Source organism: Pseudomonas sp. NBRC 111119, from assembly GCF_001320125.1.
Lineage (GTDB): Bacteria > Pseudomonadota > Gammaproteobacteria > Pseudomonadales > Pseudomonadaceae > Aquipseudomonas > Aquipseudomonas parafulva.
In genome coordinates this window covers 1-17,226 of the sequence record NZ_BCAV01000014.1, presented here as the reverse complement: position 1 = coordinate 17,226, position 17,226 = coordinate 1, and the positions used below count along the sequence as shown (strand labels likewise).

The 17,226-nt window shown below is 62.4% G+C and carries 19 protein-coding genes; 8 read left to right on the top strand and 11 right to left on the bottom strand.

What is annotated here, in order from left to right; all coding sequences use genetic code 11:
* Window positions 1-33: 33 nt before the first annotated feature.
* The 8 genes from APH25_RS06130 to APH25_RS06095 form a co-directional block, all read right to left on the bottom strand.
* Window positions 34-774, bottom strand: coding sequence for a flagellar basal body rod protein FlgF (locus tag APH25_RS06130; protein WP_028633489.1), 741 nt, complete (start codon window positions 772-774; stop codon window positions 34-36).
* A 155-nt stretch (window positions 775-929) separates the two neighbouring features.
* Window positions 930-1,127, bottom strand: coding sequence for a hypothetical protein (locus APH25_RS06125; RefSeq protein ID WP_028633490.1), 198 nt, complete (start codon window positions 1,125-1,127; stop codon window positions 930-932).
* Window positions 1,128-1,174: 47 nt separating this feature from the next.
* On the bottom strand, window positions 1,175-2,497 hold the full coding sequence (gene flgE / locus APH25_RS06120) for a flagellar hook protein FlgE (RefSeq protein ID WP_060481420.1): 1,323 nt from the start codon (window positions 2,495-2,497) through the stop codon (window positions 1,175-1,177).
* A gap of 29 nt (window positions 2,498-2,526) precedes the next feature.
* On the bottom strand, window positions 2,527-3,228 hold the full coding sequence (gene flgD, locus APH25_RS06115) for a flagellar hook assembly protein FlgD (protein WP_028633492.1): 702 nt from the start codon (window positions 3,226-3,228) through the stop codon (window positions 2,527-2,529).
* A 12-nt stretch (window positions 3,229-3,240) separates the two neighbouring features.
* Window positions 3,241-3,684, bottom strand: coding sequence for a flagellar basal body rod protein FlgC (gene flgC / locus APH25_RS06110; RefSeq protein WP_028633493.1), 444 nt, complete (start codon window positions 3,682-3,684; stop codon window positions 3,241-3,243).
* A 2-nt stretch (window positions 3,685-3,686) separates the two neighbouring features.
* The gene (gene flgB, locus APH25_RS06105; RefSeq protein ID WP_028633494.1) at window positions 3,687-4,097 is read right to left on the bottom strand and encodes a flagellar basal body rod protein FlgB; all 411 of its coding nucleotides are present in this window, start codon (window positions 4,095-4,097) and stop codon (window positions 3,687-3,689) included.
* Window positions 4,098-4,352: 255 nt separating this feature from the next.
* Window positions 4,353-5,180, bottom strand: coding sequence for a protein-glutamate O-methyltransferase CheR (gene cheR, locus APH25_RS06100; protein ID WP_060481419.1), 828 nt, complete (start codon window positions 5,178-5,180; stop codon window positions 4,353-4,355).
* Between the two features lie 50 nt (window positions 5,181-5,230).
* Entirely contained in the window at window positions 5,231-6,160 is a 930-nt protein-coding gene (locus tag APH25_RS06095; RefSeq protein WP_060481418.1) for a chemotaxis protein CheV, read from the bottom strand.
* 77 nt (window positions 6,161-6,237) lie between these two features.
* Here APH25_RS06095 and flgA point away from each other — a divergent pair, with 77 nt between their 5' ends.
* The 4 genes from flgA to APH25_RS06075 all read left to right on the top strand — a co-directional run bounded on the left by flgA (window position 6,238) and on the right by APH25_RS06075 (window position 8,807).
* Complete coding sequence (gene flgA / locus APH25_RS06090) at window positions 6,238-6,987, top strand: flagellar basal body P-ring formation chaperone FlgA (protein WP_060481417.1); 750 nt, start codon at window positions 6,238-6,240, stop codon at window positions 6,985-6,987.
* Window positions 6,988-7,151: 164 nt separating this feature from the next.
* Window positions 7,152-7,466 carry a flagellar biosynthesis anti-sigma factor FlgM gene (gene flgM / locus APH25_RS06085; protein ID WP_028633498.1) on the top strand — a complete coding sequence of 105 codons (315 nt, stop codon included), beginning with the start codon at window positions 7,152-7,154 and terminating at the stop codon, window positions 7,464-7,466.
* Between the two features lie 49 nt (window positions 7,467-7,515).
* Window positions 7,516-7,983, top strand: coding sequence for a flagella synthesis protein FlgN (locus APH25_RS06080; protein WP_028633499.1), 468 nt, complete (start codon window positions 7,516-7,518; stop codon window positions 7,981-7,983).
* Between the two features lie 80 nt (window positions 7,984-8,063).
* Complete coding sequence (locus tag APH25_RS06075; protein ID WP_060481416.1) at window positions 8,064-8,807, top strand: flagellar brake protein; 744 nt, start codon at window positions 8,064-8,066, stop codon at window positions 8,805-8,807.
* An 81-nt stretch (window positions 8,808-8,888) separates the two neighbouring features.
* Here APH25_RS06075 and APH25_RS06070 read toward each other — a convergent pair whose 3' ends face one another.
* Both APH25_RS06070 and bkdR read right to left on the bottom strand, forming a co-directional pair.
* Entirely contained in the window at window positions 8,889-10,220 is a 1,332-nt protein-coding gene (locus APH25_RS06070; RefSeq protein WP_060481415.1) for an MFS transporter, read from the bottom strand.
* 135 nt (window positions 10,221-10,355) lie between these two features.
* Window positions 10,356-10,841 (bottom strand): Bkd operon transcriptional regulator BkdR, encoded by a 486-nt coding sequence (bkdR, locus tag APH25_RS06065; protein ID WP_028633502.1) that lies wholly within the window; start codon window positions 10,839-10,841, stop codon window positions 10,356-10,358.
* Window positions 10,842-11,039: 198 nt separating this feature from the next.
* Here bkdR and APH25_RS06060 point away from each other — a divergent pair, with 198 nt between their 5' ends.
* From APH25_RS06060 to lpdA, 4 genes are read left to right on the top strand one after another with little or no spacing between them, the layout of a single operon-like run.
* Window positions 11,040-12,272, top strand: coding sequence for a 3-methyl-2-oxobutanoate dehydrogenase (2-methylpropanoyl-transferring) subunit alpha (locus APH25_RS06060; protein WP_028633503.1), 1,233 nt, complete (start codon window positions 11,040-11,042; stop codon window positions 12,270-12,272).
* A 1-nt stretch (window position 12,273) separates the two neighbouring features.
* Window positions 12,274-13,332 carry an alpha-ketoacid dehydrogenase subunit beta gene (locus tag APH25_RS06055; RefSeq protein ID WP_060481414.1) on the top strand — a complete coding sequence of 353 codons (1,059 nt, stop codon included), beginning with the start codon at window positions 12,274-12,276 and terminating at the stop codon, window positions 13,330-13,332.
* Window positions 13,333-14,586 carry a dihydrolipoamide acetyltransferase family protein gene (locus APH25_RS06050; protein ID WP_060481413.1) on the top strand — a complete coding sequence of 418 codons (1,254 nt, stop codon included), beginning with the start codon at window positions 13,333-13,335 and terminating at the stop codon, window positions 14,584-14,586.
* Between the two features lie 2 nt (window positions 14,587-14,588).
* Complete coding sequence (gene lpdA, locus APH25_RS06045; protein WP_060481412.1) at window positions 14,589-15,968, top strand: dihydrolipoyl dehydrogenase; 1,380 nt, start codon at window positions 14,589-14,591, stop codon at window positions 15,966-15,968.
* Between the two features lie 22 nt (window positions 15,969-15,990).
* Here lpdA and APH25_RS06040 read toward each other — a convergent pair whose 3' ends face one another.
* Window positions 15,991-16,989 carry a diguanylate cyclase domain-containing protein gene (locus APH25_RS06040; RefSeq protein WP_060481411.1) on the bottom strand — a complete coding sequence of 333 codons (999 nt, stop codon included), beginning with the start codon at window positions 16,987-16,989 and terminating at the stop codon, window positions 15,991-15,993.
* Window positions 16,990-17,226 lie beyond the last annotated feature (237 nt).

Genomic DNA, 17,226 nt, shown 5'->3' with positions numbered 1-17,226 from the left:
CGCGCCTGTTTTACGGCACCCGTTCAAATGTGATTAGCCGATTTGCAAAACCCGAGCCATGGCTTCGTCGCCTTCCTTGGCCGTGTTCATCATCTTGACGTGCAGTTCGAACTGCCTGGACAACGCCAGCACCGAGGTCATTTCCTCGACGGCATTGACGTTGCTGCCTTCCAGAAAACCCGACACCACCCGCACATTGACGTCGGCATCGGCGGGCCGCCCGGAAGCGGTATGGATCAAGCCGTCCAGCCCTTTGGTCATGCCTTTGGTGTCCGGGTTGACCAGCTTGATGCGGTCCACTTCAGCCATCACCCGTGGGCCTTCACCCATGGATCGGATACTGATGGTGCCGTCTTCCCCCACTTCCACCTTCTGCTCGGGCGGGATGGCAATGGGGCCGCCATTGCCGATCACCGGCATGCCGTTGCCGGCACGCAGCACGCCCAGGGCGTCGATGTTCAGGCTACCGGTGCGCACGTACGCTTCGCTGCCGTCAGGGGCCTGCACGGCGATAAACCCTTTGCCGGTAACCGCCACATCCAGGTCACGGCCGGTTTCAACCATCGGCCCTTCGCTGAAGTCGGTTGCCGGGCGCTCGGTCATGGCAAAAGCACGCGCCGGAAAGCTGTCACCAAACACTGGCATCGAGCGGGCCTGTTCCAAGTCCCGTTGAAAACCGTTGGTGGATACGTTCGCCAGGTTGTTGGCATGAGCCTTCTGTGCCAGGGCGTTCTGGCTGGCACCGGTCATGGCCACATAAAGCAGTTTGTCCACAGCATTTCCTCCGCGCGCCACTGCCGCGCTGTCACCTGGGCAGGGTAAAGCAAAAATCGAACCAGCTTTGCAAGCCTTTAGAATCGGGCGCTACAGCCCGTTCAGGGCTCAGCAGTGTCAGTTTGTTGTCGTCGGGCTGCAGAAGGCAGGTTGCATCACTGATCGCGGCAGGCCGCGTTGTTGTAAGGCCCCGAAAACTTCATCCAGCCTGGGCCCGGATTGTTCTCGGTGCAGAAATAGCGGCCGGTGGCCACGCTCTGCCAAAGATAGAAAGGCCTGGGTGCCGCATAGGCCGATAGGGCCAAGCCAACCCCCAGGGCCGTGAGCAGGGCCAGCGCCCATGCCTTGTTCATTACATACCCCTCCAACCGCCGCCGGTCACCCGGCGGCGCTACCTCACTCAGCTCATCTGGATGATGGTCTGCATGATGGTGCTTTCAGTGGAGATGGTCTTGGCGTTGGCCTGGTAGTTGCTCTGGGCCTTGATCAGGTTGACCAGCTCACCGGTGAGGTCGACGTTGGAGTCTTCCAGCGAAGCGCCGGCAATCTGGCCCAGGGTGCCGGTGTCTGGCGCACCGATCACCGGCACGCCCGACGAGTAGGACTCCTGCCAGTTGGTACCGCCAATCGGGGTAAGCCCCTGCATGTTGGCGAAGCTGGCGACGGCCACCTGGCCAATGACCTTGTTCTGGCCGTTGGTGAAGCTGGCAAACAGCACACCGCTCTTGTCGACGTTCAGGCCCGACAGTTCACCGGTGGCGAAACCGTCCTGGTTCTTGGCAGTTACGGCAGAGGCCGCGTTGTACTGGGTGGTCTTGAGCATGTCCAGGCTGATGCCACCGGTGCTGGCGGTGGCGCCATTGGACGACCACTGGCCGGCAGCGTTTTTCTGCGCAGGGACCCAGTTGTCGAGGTTGAAGGTTTTGTTGGCGTTTACGCTCAGGCCGCCCGTCACCGGCCCTGCAGTGAGGCCATCGGCGTTCAGCGTACCGTCGGACTTGAACGGCAGGTTATTGATCAGCGGCTGGGTCGAGGTCGGGTCGGTAGGGTTGCGGCCGTCGATGGTGGTGTACATCTTCCAGGAGTTGGATGCATCGTCCTTGAGGAAGTACTGGTTCAGCTGATGCGCATTGCCCTGGCTGTCATACACGTCGCTGCTGAACGTGTAGTTGTAGCTTTTCACATCGGACGGGTCGAACGGGGTAACGGTGGGCGCCGCATCGCTGGACTTCAGGTTGATGGTCTGCTCGATCTTGCCAGTGGCCTTGGGGGTCAGGTTGGCGGTGTCGATTTGCAGGTTGGTCAGCACACCCTGGATGATCTGGCCGTTGGCATCCACGGCGTACCCTTGCAGGTTCGCACCGGACGAGTTGACCACGAAGCCCTGCTTGTCGCTGTAGAACGCACCGGCGCGGGTGTAGATTTTCGAGCCGTTGTCGTTCAGGGCAAAAAAGCCGTTGCCGTCGATGGCCATGTCCAGCGCCTGGCCGGTGCCGTTGATGTTGCCCGAAGTGAAGCGCTGCGACACCGCCGCGGTGGTCACCCCGGTACCGATGGTGGTGCGCCCGGCGCTGGTACCCCGAATGGAGCTGGAATACTGGTCGGCGAATTCGGCACGGGACGACTTAAAGCCGGTGGTGGCGACGTTGGCAATGTTGTTGCCGGTGACGTTCAGGGCCTTGTTCGCTGCGTTGAGGCCGCTAAGGCCGATGTTGTAAGACATGTGCTAACTCCTGAAGGTTGCGGAAGGCCCTAGATGCCGATGCTCTGGATTTTGGAGAGCGGAACACTGCCCAGCCCGGCGAGGTTGAGCGTCATTTCTGCGCCATTGCTGCCCATGGTCACGCTGGTGACACTGGCCGGCAGGTTGGTGGTCATGGCGGTGGCGGTGCCGTCGACCGAGGCCGTGGCCTTGAACGAATAGGTGCCCGCCGCCAGCGCCTTGCCGTCGTCGTCCTTGCCATCCCAGGTGAAATCGACCTTGCCGCCCGCCTGGCTACCCAGCTCGAGCGTGCGCACCAGCTTGCCATCCTTGTCGTACACCCCCACCGATGTGGCGGTGCTGGACGCGGTCAGGTTCACCGAGCCTTTCATGTCCTTGCTGGTGTCCACCATGGCCTTGTCGGTTTGCACCATCACGTTGCGGCCCACCAGTGACGAGGCCTGCAAGGCCTGGGAGGACTGGAACGCAGCAGCAATGGAGGTCACCGAACTGTTGAGCGTCTGAATACCTTCAAGGCTGCTGAACTGTGCCAACTGGGCCACGAACTCGCCGTTCTGCTGCGGATCGAGCGGGTTCTGGTTTTTCATCTGGGTAACCAGCAGCTGCAGGAACGCGTCCTTGCCCAGGGCGCTGCCGGCCGCACCGGTGTTGCTGTTGTTCTTGCTCTGCTGTTGCTGCAGCGACGTCAGGTAGGCACTACCGACGTCAGCCGTGGAGTTGGTGGTGGTCATGTCGGCTTCCTATCACTGGCCCAGGGTCAGGACCTTCTGCATCATGCTTTTGGCGGTGTTCATCAGCTCGGCATTGGTCTGGAACGCACGGCTGGCAGAAATCATGTCGGCCATCTCTTCCACCACATTGACATTGGGGTAGTACACATACCCGTCCTTGTTGGCGGCTGGATGATTCGGCTCGTAGCGTGCCTCCAGGTTGCTCTGGTCCTCGACAATGCCCGTCACCTGCACGCCCTGCCCGGCTTCGCCCTGGTCTTCGAACAGCGACTGGCTGCTGCCGGCCTGCGCGTTCTGGAACGTGGTGGCGAACACCGGGTGGCGGGCGCGGTAGGTCTGGTCGATGCTCGAAGACACGGTTTCGGCGTTGGCGATATTGGAGGCAACGGTGTTCAGGCGCGTGTTCTGCGCGCTCATGCCGCTACCGGCAATGTTGAAGACACTGGACAGCGACATGGTCATTCTCCCCGCAGGGCCGAAACCAGCCCTTTGAATTTACTGTTGAGCAGCGTGAAGCTGGCCTGGAAGCCGATGGCATTCTCGGTGTAGTTGGACTGCTCGATCTGCGCATCCACGGTGTTCTGGTCGATCGAGGGCTGCGCCGGCGTGCGGAACTTGAGGCTGTCGTCCGCCAGTGCCATGCCTTCGGCTTCGATGTGCCGGCTATTGGTCCGCTCCAGGCCGATGCGCCCGTTGTTCTGCTGTTTCTCGCTTTCGGCAGCCAGCACCGAGGCGAAATCCATGTCACGGGCCTTGTAGTTGGGCGTGTCGGCGTTGGCGATGTTGTTGGCCAGTACCTCGGCACGTTGGGCGCGGAAGCCCAGGGCCTTCTCGTGGATGCCAAGCGCCTTGTCGAAGCTGATGCTCATATCGGGGAAACCTTCAGAGGTTGACCGGAATTACGTTGAGCAAGCTATAGCAAAGGCTGTGCCAATCGGCCGAAAGCCTTTAGATAGGGGGGCTGAGCGAGAAGTGCGCCAACCGTGATGCCAGAAAAGCGGCAAAGGGCTGCCGCCAGGCGTGCCGAAAGCGGCAATTGCAGGGCGCCATAAGTGGCAAAACAAAAAATTGACAGCCCCTGCAACGAAGAAGGCCGGCAACCCTGGTTGCCGGCCTGAAGTACTTTATTTGGCCTGGTAGATGATACCCGGGCTGCATTGCACCATCTGGTAGTGGTCAGGCAGGCCGTTAAGGGCTTCGGAGGCACCGAGGAACAGGTACCCGCCCGGCTTCAGCGTGCTGTGAATGCGCAGCAGGATGTCTTTCTTCACCTGGGCCGAGAAGTAGATCAGCACGTTGCGGCAGAACACCACATCGAACTTGCCGAGGCTGGCGTAGCTGTCCAGCAGGTTGAACGAGCGGAATTCGACCCGGCTGCGGATCGCGGGCTTGACCGCCCAGCGCCCTGGCCCCTTTGTCTCGAAGTACCGTTGCAAGCGCTCCTGGGATAGGCCACGGGCGATGGCCAAGCTGTCGTACTCGCCGGTCTTGCAGTTGGTCAGCATGGTGCCTGACAGGTCGGTGGCGACAATTTGCGCCCCCATCTTCAGCTGGCCCAGATTGCTGCGTTCAAACTCGTCGATGGCCATCGAAATGGAGTACGGCTCCTGCCCCGACGAGCACGCGGCCGACCACATGCGCAGGCGTTGCCCCGGGTTGGCGCGGATGAACTCGGGGATGACCTTGTTCTTCAGCACCTCGAAGGGGTAGGTATCGCGAAACCACAAGGTTTCGTTGGTGGTCATCGCATCCACCACCTGTTCGCGCAGGCCGCTGCGCGGCTGGGTCTGGATACGCTGCACCAGCTCGCCCAGGCTCTTGATGCCCTGCTGTTCCATCAGCTTGTTGAGACGGCTGGACACCAGGTATTGCTTATTCTCGCCCAGCAGAATGCCACAGGCTTTCTCCAGGAATACCCGGAACTGTTCGAAATCCAAATTACCCGTAGACACTACTGCCGCCTCTTTTCAATCACTGTGGCCGGGGCTTGCCCCGGCTGCTTTCAATGCGTTGCCTTGATCCGGTCGACCACACGCTGGGCCAGGTCATCCGGCCTGAACTTGGCCAGGAAGTCGTCGGCACCCACTTTTTTCACCATCGCCTGGTTGAATACCCCGGACAGCGAAGTATGCAGGCAGATGTGCAGTTTTTGCATGCGTGGGTCGCTGCGGATTTCTGCGGTCAAGGTGTAGCCGTCCATCTCCGGCATTTCGATGTCGGAGATCATCATCAGGAACTCCTCTTCGGGCTTCTTGCCCTCCTCCACCAGTTGGTGCAGGTAGTTGAGAGCCTGGCGACCATCATTTAGTGCCACAACCTCCACACCGACCGTTTGCAGGCAACGGCTGACCTGCTTGCGCGCCACCGACGAATCGTCGACGGTGAGCACCCGCAACATCACGGCCTTGTCCTGCACTTCGGCGTCCACCACCCCGGCGGATACCGACTCCGAAGACGGCGCTACCTCGGCCAGTACCTTTTCCACGTCGATGATCTCGACCATGCGGTTGTCCACACGGGTGACGGCAGTCAGGTAATGGTCGCGGCCAGTGCCCTTGGGTGGCGGATGGATCTCCTCCCAGTTCATGTTGACGATGCGCTCTACCGAATGCACCAGAAAGCCCTGGGTCTTGGTGTTGTACTCGGTGATGATCACGAAGCTGCTGCGCGTGTCCTCCTGCAGCGGCCGCAAACCGGTGGCCATCGACAGGTCGAGGATCGGGATGGTCGCCCCGCGAATGTTGGCCACACCCCGCACCACCGGGTGGGCCTTGGGCAGCAGGGTCAGTGCAGGGCACTGCAGCACTTCTCTGACCTTGAAAACGTTGATGCCATAAAGCTGCTCGCCATTGAGGCGAAACAGCAGCAGTTCCAGGCGATTCTGCCCTACCAGCTGAGTGCGCTGGTTGACCGAATCCATAACCCCCGCCATGCCAGACTCCTTAACCTTTCAGCCATTCGTTGCAACTCACCAGGTGAGTCGGCACGGGCTTTGCTTTTTTGAGCGCCATGTACACGAAAACGACATTTTCCCGACGACTGACGCGCCTGCTGACCGGCTTGCTGGCCACGCTGTGCCTGCTGGTGCCTGTTCGCACGTTGGCGGACGCGTTCACCATGCCTGAACAGCTTATCGGTGTCACCCAAGGGTTTCTTGAATTCACCGTTGAAGATTATCTGGCCACCACCCAGACGGCGGGGCGTTACGAAATCCAGGTCAACCCGCTGGACCCTCGCCTGCGCATGCCACTGTGCAGTCAGGCGCTTGACGCGTCACTGCAAAGCCCCAACGTACCGCTTGGCCGGGTGACCGTGCGCGTGCGCTGCGACAGCGCGGCGCCCTGGACAGTATTCGTGCCGGCAACCGTGCGCCTGTTCCGGGACGTGGTGGTGGTCACCCGCCCCCTCAGGCGCGACAACGTGGTGGGCCCCGGCGACGTTGCCCTGCGCGAACGCGACGTGGGTACGCTGGGCCAGGGCTTTCTGACTGAACTGGACCAGGCGGTGGGCATGAAAATGCTGCGCCCCACCGTCATCGATCAGGTACTGACCCCGCAACACCTTGAGCAGGCCGAAGTGGTGCGCAAAGGCGACCACGTGGTGATCGTGGCCCGCAGCGGCAGCCTGAGCGTGCGCATGCCGGGTGAAGCCTTGAGCAAAGGCGGCCTGAGCGAACAGATACGGGTGCGCAACCTCAATTCCAAGCGCGTGGTTAAAGCCATGGTGACCGGCCCGGGCCAGGTCGAGGTGAGCATGTAGGCCAGCGGCCGGAGGGTACTGGCGGTAAAGAGGCGCTTTTTCTAAACTGTGTCAGAAATCGGGTTGTGTGCTGACGGAACGCCGGCCACGCATTTTGTGCCTAAAGTTTATTGCGGGTTGGCCGAAAACAAGGCAAGCGTCCATAAACCCAGAGGTTTCTGATCATGGTCATCGACTTCAGTCGTTTGAATAATTCCCCGTCCGTAACGGGCGGTGTGCGCGGTAACAGCGCACCCGGCAGCGCCGAAAAACCGGCGGCCAGCCAGGAAGCGGTAAAAGACACCAGCGCCAGTGGCGAGACGGTGCACCTGAGCCCTGAGGCCCAACAATTGCAAAAGATCAGCGACAAGCTGCGTGATGAGCCCGTGGTCAACAACGCCCGTGTGGCCGAGCTGAAACAGGCCATCGCCGACGGCAGCTACCAGGTCGATGCCGGCCGGGTCGCCAGCAAGCTGCTGAATTTTGAAGCACAGCGCTGACCGCTCGGTGCGCTGACTTCATGGACGCTTGAAAAACCAAGAGTTAGCCATGCACGACACTACCCTGCTGCAACTGATCGAAGAAGACATCGCCCCTATGCAGGAGCTGCTCGAGCTGCTGCAGAACGAGGCGGTGGCCCTGCATGGTCGCGACATGCCCTTGCTGGAGCAGATTCTCGCTCGCAAGCAGTCGTTGATCATTCTGCTCGAACAGCACGGCCAGCGCCGCAGCCAGTTGCTGGTCAGCCTGGGGCTGAGCGCAGACCGGGCCGGCGTGCAGGCAGTCGCTGACACTTCCGTGCATGGCGAGGCCATGCTGCAGCGCCTGGACATGCTCTCGCAGTTGATGGAAGCGTGCCAACAGGTCAACCAGACCAACGGCCGCATCATTCAGGTCCAGCAACACGTCACCAACAACCAGGTGCGTATCCTCATGGGCGGCGATTCTCCATCGCTGTACAACAGCCGTGGCAACACCTCACCTCTGGCCAAACCGCGCGCCCTCAACCAAGTGTGATTTTTCTATCAAGGCACCGTACATACTGGCAAAATGCCGCTAATTTGCCTGTGTCGCTTTTGCCTGGAGACCGATAAGCCGTGTTCAATGAATCCGATGCCCCGCAACCGCCAAAGGTGTTGACCACCCCTTTGGAAATTGCGGCCAACCTGCGGCAGCTTCAGGAAAGCCACGACCCACTGATCATCACCTTCCACGACCGCGGCCACCGCTTCCAGAGTTACGTGGTGCACGTGGACCGTGAAAGCAACACCCTCGCATTGGATGACATGATCCCCCGCGATGGCGAGAAGTTCATCGAGAACGGCGAGCACTTTCGCGTCGAAGGTTTCCATGATGGCGTGCGTATCGCCTGGGAATGCGACCATGCGCTGAAGATCAGCGAAGTCAACGGGCACCGCTGCTACGTGGGTGCCCTGCCGGTCGAGATGACCTACCACCAGCGCCGCAACGCTTTCCGCGCCGCGCTGAAACTGTCGCAACTGGTCGACATCATCCTCGACGGCAGCCACCTCAAAGGCAATGGCGCCATGCGCGGCAAACTGCTGGACGTGTCGGCCACGGGCTGCAAGCTGCGTTTCGACGGCAATGTCGAAGACCGCCTGCAACTGGGCCAGGTGTACGAGCGCTTCAAGGCGGGCAGCCCGCTTGGCCTGGTCGACACCATGGTCGAGTTGCGCCACCTGCATTACGAAGAACGCATCAACACCACGTTTGCCGGCGTGCGTTTCCATAACCTGAGCGGCCCTGCGCAGCGCAAGGTGGAAAGTTTCGTGTACCAACTGCAGCGCGAAGCACGGCGGTTCGACAAAGACGACTACTGAGGGCTGAAGGGTTCACCCGCAAACACCAGCGGGTGAACCCGTCGCCAAAAAGCCGACAGGGCCAGGCGAGCCCCACCGTCCCTATCTGGCAGATTCCAAATCGTTTGCGGGTTGCTCCGGTTGCTTTTCCGGGTCTTCGGTGTCTTCTGCCGCCACCGGGGCCTGCATCACATCCTGCACCGTCTGCCCATCCACCCTCGGGTCCAGTGCTGCCGACAGCGGCGAGCCAGCGGCCGGCATTGCCACGTGGCCCAGTGGCGCGTCCTGCACCTGGTGCAGCCCGGTAACCGCTTTTGGGCGGATACGCCATACCAGCACCAGGGCAAAGAACACGAAGAAGGCATACAGCATCTGCACACCCAGCAGCTTCATCAGCACGCCGGTCGCCAACGGGCCGATACATGCTCCCACGCCATAGGTGACCAGCAGCATGGCCGTCAGCGACACGCGTCGTTCGCTTTCCACATGGTCGTTGGAAAACGCAACCGCCAGCGGGTACAGGCAGAATTGCAGCAGCGACACCAGAAAGCCGATACCGAACAACAACTCCAACGGCACGCTGGGCAGAATGGCCAACGGCGCTGCCACCAGCGCCAGCCCGCCTGCCACACTGCGGATCAGCACAGCCCGGTCGTAGCGGTCGGACAACCAGCCCAAGGGGTACTGCACCACCAGGCCAGCGAAAATGCAGCTACCCATGAACAGGCCGACCTGCTCGGTGGTCAGCCCCTGGCTGGCCGCGTACAGGGGCGCGAGGCCATAGAACGAGCCAACGATCAGCCCCGCGCCCAATACGGTACTGAGCGACTGCGGCACCCGCTTGATGAAGAACCTGGGCTCCATGGGGGCCGGCCGTAACGGTGCGGGGTGGATGCGGCGGGTCATGGCGACCGGCACCAGGCACAGGGCAAAACACATCGCCACCAACATCAGCAGTTCAGGGCCGAGCTCTGGGTGTACCACCAGGATCAACTGGCCAAGTACCAGGCCCAGATAAGACGCGATCATGTACCCGCTGAACACGGCACCCCGGTATTTTACGTCCGCCTGCTCGTTCAGCCAACTTTCGATGACCATGTACTGGCACATCATGCCGAGGCCGACGATCATGCGCAGGCCCACCCAGGCCGGCAGCCAGTTGGTCAGGCCGTGGCCCAGCACCGCCGCGCCGACGATGCCGGCACAGGTGGCGTAGGCGCGGATGTGCCCTACCCGGCCGATCAGCCGGTGGCCGACCTTGCCGCCCACGGCCAGGCCAAAGTAGTTGGCCGCCATCAGCGCACCCACCCACAGGCTGTCGACATGGTCGGCCGCCAGGCGCAAGGCCAGGTAGGTACTGAGCAGGCCCGAGCCGATCAACATCATCAGCGCAGCAAAATACAACGACTGAAACGGCTTCCAGATAGTGCGCATACGTCCCTTCAGGCTCCCTCGTCAACAGGCGGTGGGTGCTAGCAGCATAATGGCAAATGTTGCCGGTTTGCAGGCCCCGCTTGCGAATCACAATAGTGTCGGGCGCCGTAGGGCGCCGACAGCCTTGGACCACCGTTATTCGCGCAAGGTCAGACCATTTGGCGGCAGCGGCAACGCGGTCTTGTAACGCACCTGCTTCAAGGCAAAGCTTGAGCGGATATTGGCCACGCCCGGCAAGCGCGTGAGGTAATCCAGAAACCGCTCCAGGGCCTGGATGCTGGGCAGCAGCACGCGCAGCAGGTAGTCCGGGTCGCCGGTCATGAGGTAGCACTCCATCACTTCGGGGCGCTCGGCAATTTCTTCCTCGAAGCGGTGCAGAGACTGCTCGACCTGTTTTTCCAGGCTGACATGGATGAACACATTCACATCAAGCCCCAGCACCTCAGGCGACAGCAGCGTGACCTGCTGGCGAATCACCCCCAGTTCTTCCATCGACCGCACGCGGTTGAAGCACGGCGTGGGTGACAGGTTGACCGAGCGGGCCAGCTCGGCATTGGTGATGCGGGCGTTTTCCTGCAGGCTGTTGAGGATGCCGATATCGGTACGATCGAGTTTGCGCATGAGACAAAATCACCGGTTTATTGTGTTTATGCGGAATGTTTATCTGGCCTGTTCGGCAAAGGCAATCAACTAGAGAGAAAAATTCTCCCGCAGGGCAACTACCATGTAGGTGACGCTGACCTACTGGTCACAAGCCGGTGCTCAGCCGCGACCGCTTCAAAGCTCACAAAAACAAATACCCGAGCGAGCGTAAACAGCATGAACGAGTACGCCCCCCTGCGTTTGCATGTGCCCGAGCCTACAGGCCGGCCAGGCTGCCAGACCGATTTTTCCTACCTGCGCCTGAACGACGCGGGCCAGGTCCGTAAACCTCCCGTCGATGTGGACGCTGCCGACACTTCCGACCTTTCGGGCAGCCTGGTGCGGGTGCTGGACGAGCACGGCAATGCCCAGGGCCCCTGGGCCGAGGGCATCGACCCGCAGGTGCTGCGCCAAGGTATGCGAGCCATGCTCAAGACGCGTATCTTCGACAGCCGCATGGTGGTCGCCCAGCGCCAGAAAAAAATGTCTTTCTACATGCAGAGCCTGGGTGAAGAAGCCATCGGCAGCGCCCAGGCGCTGGCGCTGAACCGCACCGACATGTGCTTCCCCACCTACCGCCAGCAAAGCATCCTGATTGCCCGCGACGTGTCGCTGGTCGACATGATCTGCCAGTTGCTGTCCAACGAACGTGACCCGCTCAAAGGCCGCCAACTGCCGATCATGTACTCGGTACGCGAGGCCGGTTTCTTCACCATCAGCGGCAACCTGGCCACCCAGTTCGTGCAGGCGGTGGGCTGGGCGATGGCTTCGGCGATCAAGGGGGATACCAAGATTGCCTCGGCCTGGATCGGCGATGGCGCCACCGCAGAATCAGACTTCCACACCGCCCTCACCTTTGCCCACGTCTACCGCGCCCCCGTAATCCTCAACGTGGTCAACAACCAGTGGGCGATCTCGACATTCCAGGCCATCGCCGGGGGCGAGTCCACCACCTTTGCCGGGCGCGGCGTGGGCTGTGGCATTGCCTCGCTGCGGGTGGACGGCAACGACTTCATCGCGGTGTACGCGGCCTCGCGCTGGGCGGCCGAGCGCGCCCGTCGCGGCCTGGGCCCGAGCCTGATCGAATGGGTCACCTACCGCGCCGGCCCCCACTCCACCTCCGACGACCCTTCCAAGTACCGCCCCGCTGACGACTGGAGCCATTTCCCGCTGGGCGACCCGATCGCCCGCCTGAAGCAGCACCTGATCAAGACCGGCCACTGGTCCGAGGAAGAACACCAGGCCACCACGGCCGAGTTCGAAGCGGCCGTGCTGGCCGCGCAGAAGGAAGCCGAGCAGTACGGCACGCTGGCCAACGGCCATATCCCGAGCGCGGCCTCGATGTTCGAGGACGTGTACAAGGACATGCCCGACCACCTGCGCCGTCAGCGCCAGGAACTGGGGGTTTGAGATGAACGACCATACCAACGGCATCAACCCGGAAACCGCCATGGCCACCACCACCATGACCATGATCCAGGCCCTGCGCTCGGCCATGGACATCATGCTTGAGCGCGACGACAACGTGGTCGTGTACGGGCAGGACGTCGGCTACTTCGGCGGCGTGTTCCGCTGCACCGAAGGCCTGCAGAACAAATACGGCAAGGCCCGGGTGTTCGATGCGCCTATCTCGGAGAGTGGCATCGTCGGCACGGCGGTGGGTATGGGGGCCTACGGCCTGCGCCCCGTGGTAGAGATCCAGTTCGCCGACTATTTCTACCCCGCGTCTGACCAGATCGTGTCGGAAATGGCGCGCCTGCGTTACCGCTCTGCCGGCGAATTCATCGCACCGCTGACCCTGCGCATGCCCTGCGGCGGCGGCATCTACGGTGGCCAGACCCACAGCCAGAGCCCGGAGGCGATGTTCACCCAGGTATGCGGCCTGCGCACCGTCATGCCCTCCAACCCTTACGACGCCAAAGGCCTGCTGATCGCCTCGATCGAGTGCGACGACCCGGTCATCTTCCTCGAACCCAAACGCCTGTACAACGGGCCATTCGACGGCCACCACGACCGCCCGGTCACACCGTGGGCCAAGCACCCGCAAAGCGCCGTGCCCGATGGCTACTACAGCGTGCCGCTGGACAAAGCCGTGATCACCCGCCCGGGCAGTGATGTGACGGTGCTTACCTACGGCACCACGGTGTACGTTGCCCAGGTGGCTGCGGAGGAAACCGGTGTCGACGCGGAAGTGATCGACCTGCGCAGCCTGTGGCCGCTGGACCTGGACACCATCGTCGACTCGGTGAAAAAGACCGGTCGTTGCGTGGTGGTGCACGAAGCCACCCGCACCTGCGGTTTTGGCGCCGAGCTGGTGTCGCTGGTGCAGGAGCACTGCTTCCACCACCTGGAAGCGCCGATCCAGCGCGTGACCGGCTGGGATACCCCCTACCCGCACGCCCAGGAATGGGCGTACTTCCCCGGCCCTTCACGGGTAGGCGCGGCATTGAAAAAGGTCATGGAGGTCTGAATGGGTACGCACGTCATCAAGATGCCGGACATTGGCGAAGGCATCGCCCAGGTGGAGTTGGTGGAGTGGTTCGTGAAGGTCGGCGACGTGATCGCAGAAGACCAGGTGGTGGCCGATGTCATGACCGACAAGGCTACGGTAGAAATCCCGTCGCCGGTCAGCGGCAAGGTGCTGGCGTTGGGCGGCCAACCCGGTGAAGTGATGCCGGTGGGCAGTGAACTGATCCGCATCGAGGTGGAGGGCAACGGCAACCACACGGACGCGCCGCAGGCCAAGGCCGCCGAGCCAGTGCCTGAGGCGGCCAGGCCCCAGGCGGTACAGGCAGCACCGCAGAAAGCGGCCGAGCATGAGGCTGCCGCCCCGGTGCCGCGCCAGGCGGGCGACAAGCCGTTGGCCTCACCGGCTGTGCGCAAGCGTGCCCTGGATGCCGGCATCGAATTGCGCTACGTGCACGGCAGCGGGCCGGCCGGGCGCATTCTGCACGAGGACCTCGATGGCTTCATGAGCAAGCCACACAGCGCTGCCGGGCAGGCACCCGGTGGTTATGCCAAACGCACCGACAGCGAGCAGGTGCCGGTCATCGGCCTGCGCCGCAAGATCGCCCAGCGCATGCAGGACGCCAAGCGCCGGGTCGCTCATTTCAGTTATGTGGAAGAAATCGACGTCACGGCCCTGGAAGCCCTGCGCCAGCAACTCAATGCCAAGCATGGCGACAGCCGCGGCAAGCTGACCTTGCTGCCGTTCCTGGTGCGTGCACTGGTGGTTGCGCTGCGCGATTTCCCGCAGATCAACGCCACCTACGACGACGAAGCCCAGGTGATCACCCGCCATGGGGCGGTGCATGTGGGTATCGCCACCCAGGGCGACAACGGCCTGATGGTGCCGGTGTTGCGCCACGCCGAGGTCGGCAGCCTGTGGGCCAATGCCGGCGAGATCGCACGGGTGGCGAATGCAGCGCGCACCAACAAGGCCAGCCGCGATGAGCTGACCGGCTCCACCATCACCCTTACCAGCCTGGGCGCACTGGGCGGCATCGTAAGCACACCGGTGGTGAACACGCCGGAAGTGGCCATTGTTGGCGTGAACCGCATGGTCGAGCGGCCCGTGGTGGTCGATGGCCAGATCGTTGTGCGCAAGATGATGAACCTGTCCAGCTCGTTCGACCACCGGGTGGTCGATGGCATGGACGCCGCGTTGTTCATCCAGGCCGTGCGCGGCCTATTGGAGCAACCCGCCTGCCTGTTCGTGGAGTAAGCATGCAACCGATCATTCAAACAACACTGCTGATCATCGGCGGCGGCCCTGGCGGCTACGTGGCGGCCATCCGCGCCGGGCAGTTGGGCATCCCGACCGTGCTGGTCGAAGGGCAGGCACTGGGCGGCACGTGCCTGAACATCGGCTGCATACCCTCGAAGGCGCTGATTCACGTGGCAGAACAGTTCCACCACGCCACCGGTTACGCAACGGGCTCGCAACTGGGTATCAGCGTCAGCTCGCCACAGCTCGACATCAGCCGCAGCGTGGCCTGGAAAGACGGTATCGTCGACCGGCTGACCACCGGTGTGGCGGCCTTGCTGAAAAAGCACGGGGTAAAGGTGATTCACGGCTGGGCGAAGATTCTGGACGGCAAGCAGGTGGAGGTCGACGGCCAGCGCATCCAGTGCGAGCACCTGTTGCTGGCCACAGGTTCCAGCAGCGTCGAACTGCCCATGCTGCCACTGGGCGGGGCAGTGATCTCGTCCACCGAAGCCCTGTCGCCCCAGGCCCTGCCCCGTCACCTGGTGGTGGTGGGCGGGGGCTATATCGGCCTGGAGCTGGGTATTGCCTATCGCAAGTTGGGCGCTCAGGTCAGCGTGGTGGAGGCGCGTGAACGCATCCTGCCCACCTACGACAGCGAACTGACCGCACCGGTGGCCGAGTCGCTCAAGGCGCTGGGTATCGCCGTGCACGTCAATCACAGCGTCGAAGCGTATGAAGCCGGCAACCTGCTGGCCCGTGACGGCCAAGGGGCGCTGCTGCGCCTGGAAACCGACAGGGTACTGGTGGCAGTGGGTCGTCGCCCCCGCACCCAGGGCTTCAACCTGCAATGCCTGGACTTGAAGATGAACGGTGCAGCCATCGCCATCGACGCGCAGTGCCAGACCAGCATGCGCAATGTGTGGGCCATTGGCGACGTGGCAGGTGAGCCCATGCTGGCCCACCGTGCCATGGCCCAGGGCGAGATGGTCGCCGAGCTGATCGCAGGCAAGGCTCGCCGCTTCGAGCCTGCTGCCATCGCCGCCGTGTGCTTCACCGACCCGGAGGTGGTGGTAGCCGGTACGACGCCAGAACAGGCCAAGGCTCAGGGCCTGGACTGCATCGTCGCGCAGTTCCCTTTTGCCGCCAATGGTCGGGCCATGAGCCTGGAGTCGAAAACCGGCTTCGTGCGCGTGGTGGCACGACGGGACAACCACCTGATTGTTGGCTGGCAGGCGGTGGGCGTGGCGGTATCGGAGCTGTCCACGGCGTTTGCCCAGTCGCTGGAGATGGGCGCACGCCTGGAAGACGTGGCGGGCACCATCCATGCCCACCCCACGTTGGGTGAGGCGGTGCAGGAGGCAGCGTTGCGCGCCCTGGGGCACGCACTGCACATCTAACCTTTGCCTGCCGCCTGGCAGGCTACTCGGCAATGGCGTTCTTGCCGGCCCCTTTGGCCCGGTAGAGCGCCTTGTCGGCACGCGCCAGCACCGACTGGCGGTCGTCACCCTCCTGCCACTGCACCACACCGTAGCTCATGGTCAGCGGCCAGTCCCCGACCGGCGCCAGTTGCGCCAGGCCCTGGCGTAACTGGGCCGCACGGCTTTTCGCCTCTGGCAGCGTGGTATGCGGCAGTACCACCACGAATTCGTCACCGCCCCAACGGGCCAGCAGGTCTGCAGCGCGCAAACCGTGGCGCAAGGTGTCGGCCACCTGCACCAAGGCGGCATCACCGCGGGCATGACCGAAGTGGTCATTGATGGGCTTGAAGTCGTCCATGTCCATGGCGATGACCGAAAACGGCTGGCGAAAGCGCTGGGCACGCTCACACTCACGCTTGAGCGAATCCTCCAGCCGGTAGCGGTTGGCAAGGCGGGTCAGGGCATCGCGCTCGGCGAGCTCGCGGTTCTCGTCCAGTTGGCGTTGCAGCTGCTCATTGACCTTCGACAGTTCACGGGTGCGCTCGGCAACCAGCTCTTCGAGCGACTGGTTGCGACGCTCCAGCTGCGCCAGTTGGCGCTTGCCAGCATCGATGTCACGGTGAGCACCGAGCATACGGGCTACCGAGCCATCCGGGTTGCGGGCGATGACATAGCCGCGGTCCTCGATCCACAGGTAACTGCCATCGCTGCAGCGGCAGCGATACTCGACCAAGTAGCGCTCGTTGCGCTGGTTGATATACGCATCGAAGTGCGCCATCACCCTGGGGTAGTCCTCTGGGTGAATCACGTTTTCCCACGTGAGCACCGAGTTGTCCATGGAGTGCACGGGGTAACCGAGCATGGCATACCAGCCTGGGTTGCGGTAAACGTAGCCGGTATTGGCGTCCCAATCCCAGACGCCATCGCTGATCAACTCGAACAAGGTATGCAGTTGCTGGTCACTGAAGCCGGAAGGCGCCGGCCTGGTACGCTGATTCATGGAAGCTCCCTGATGCCCAGCAACTACGCTCCACTCAAGGGGCTGCCGACAGTGTTGTACGCCGCACGCGTGTAATTGTTATTTGCCGTGGCGAGCATAGGCGCCTTTGGTCGGTGCTGGAATAGTCCACAAGGCGTAGACCAGACGAGTGGCCAGGTGGGAGGAAACAGCCCTGCCCCAGGGGCTGCGCGGTAGCGCAGGAAACTGATTTCGCAAGCATGCCATACCCCCCTGTGG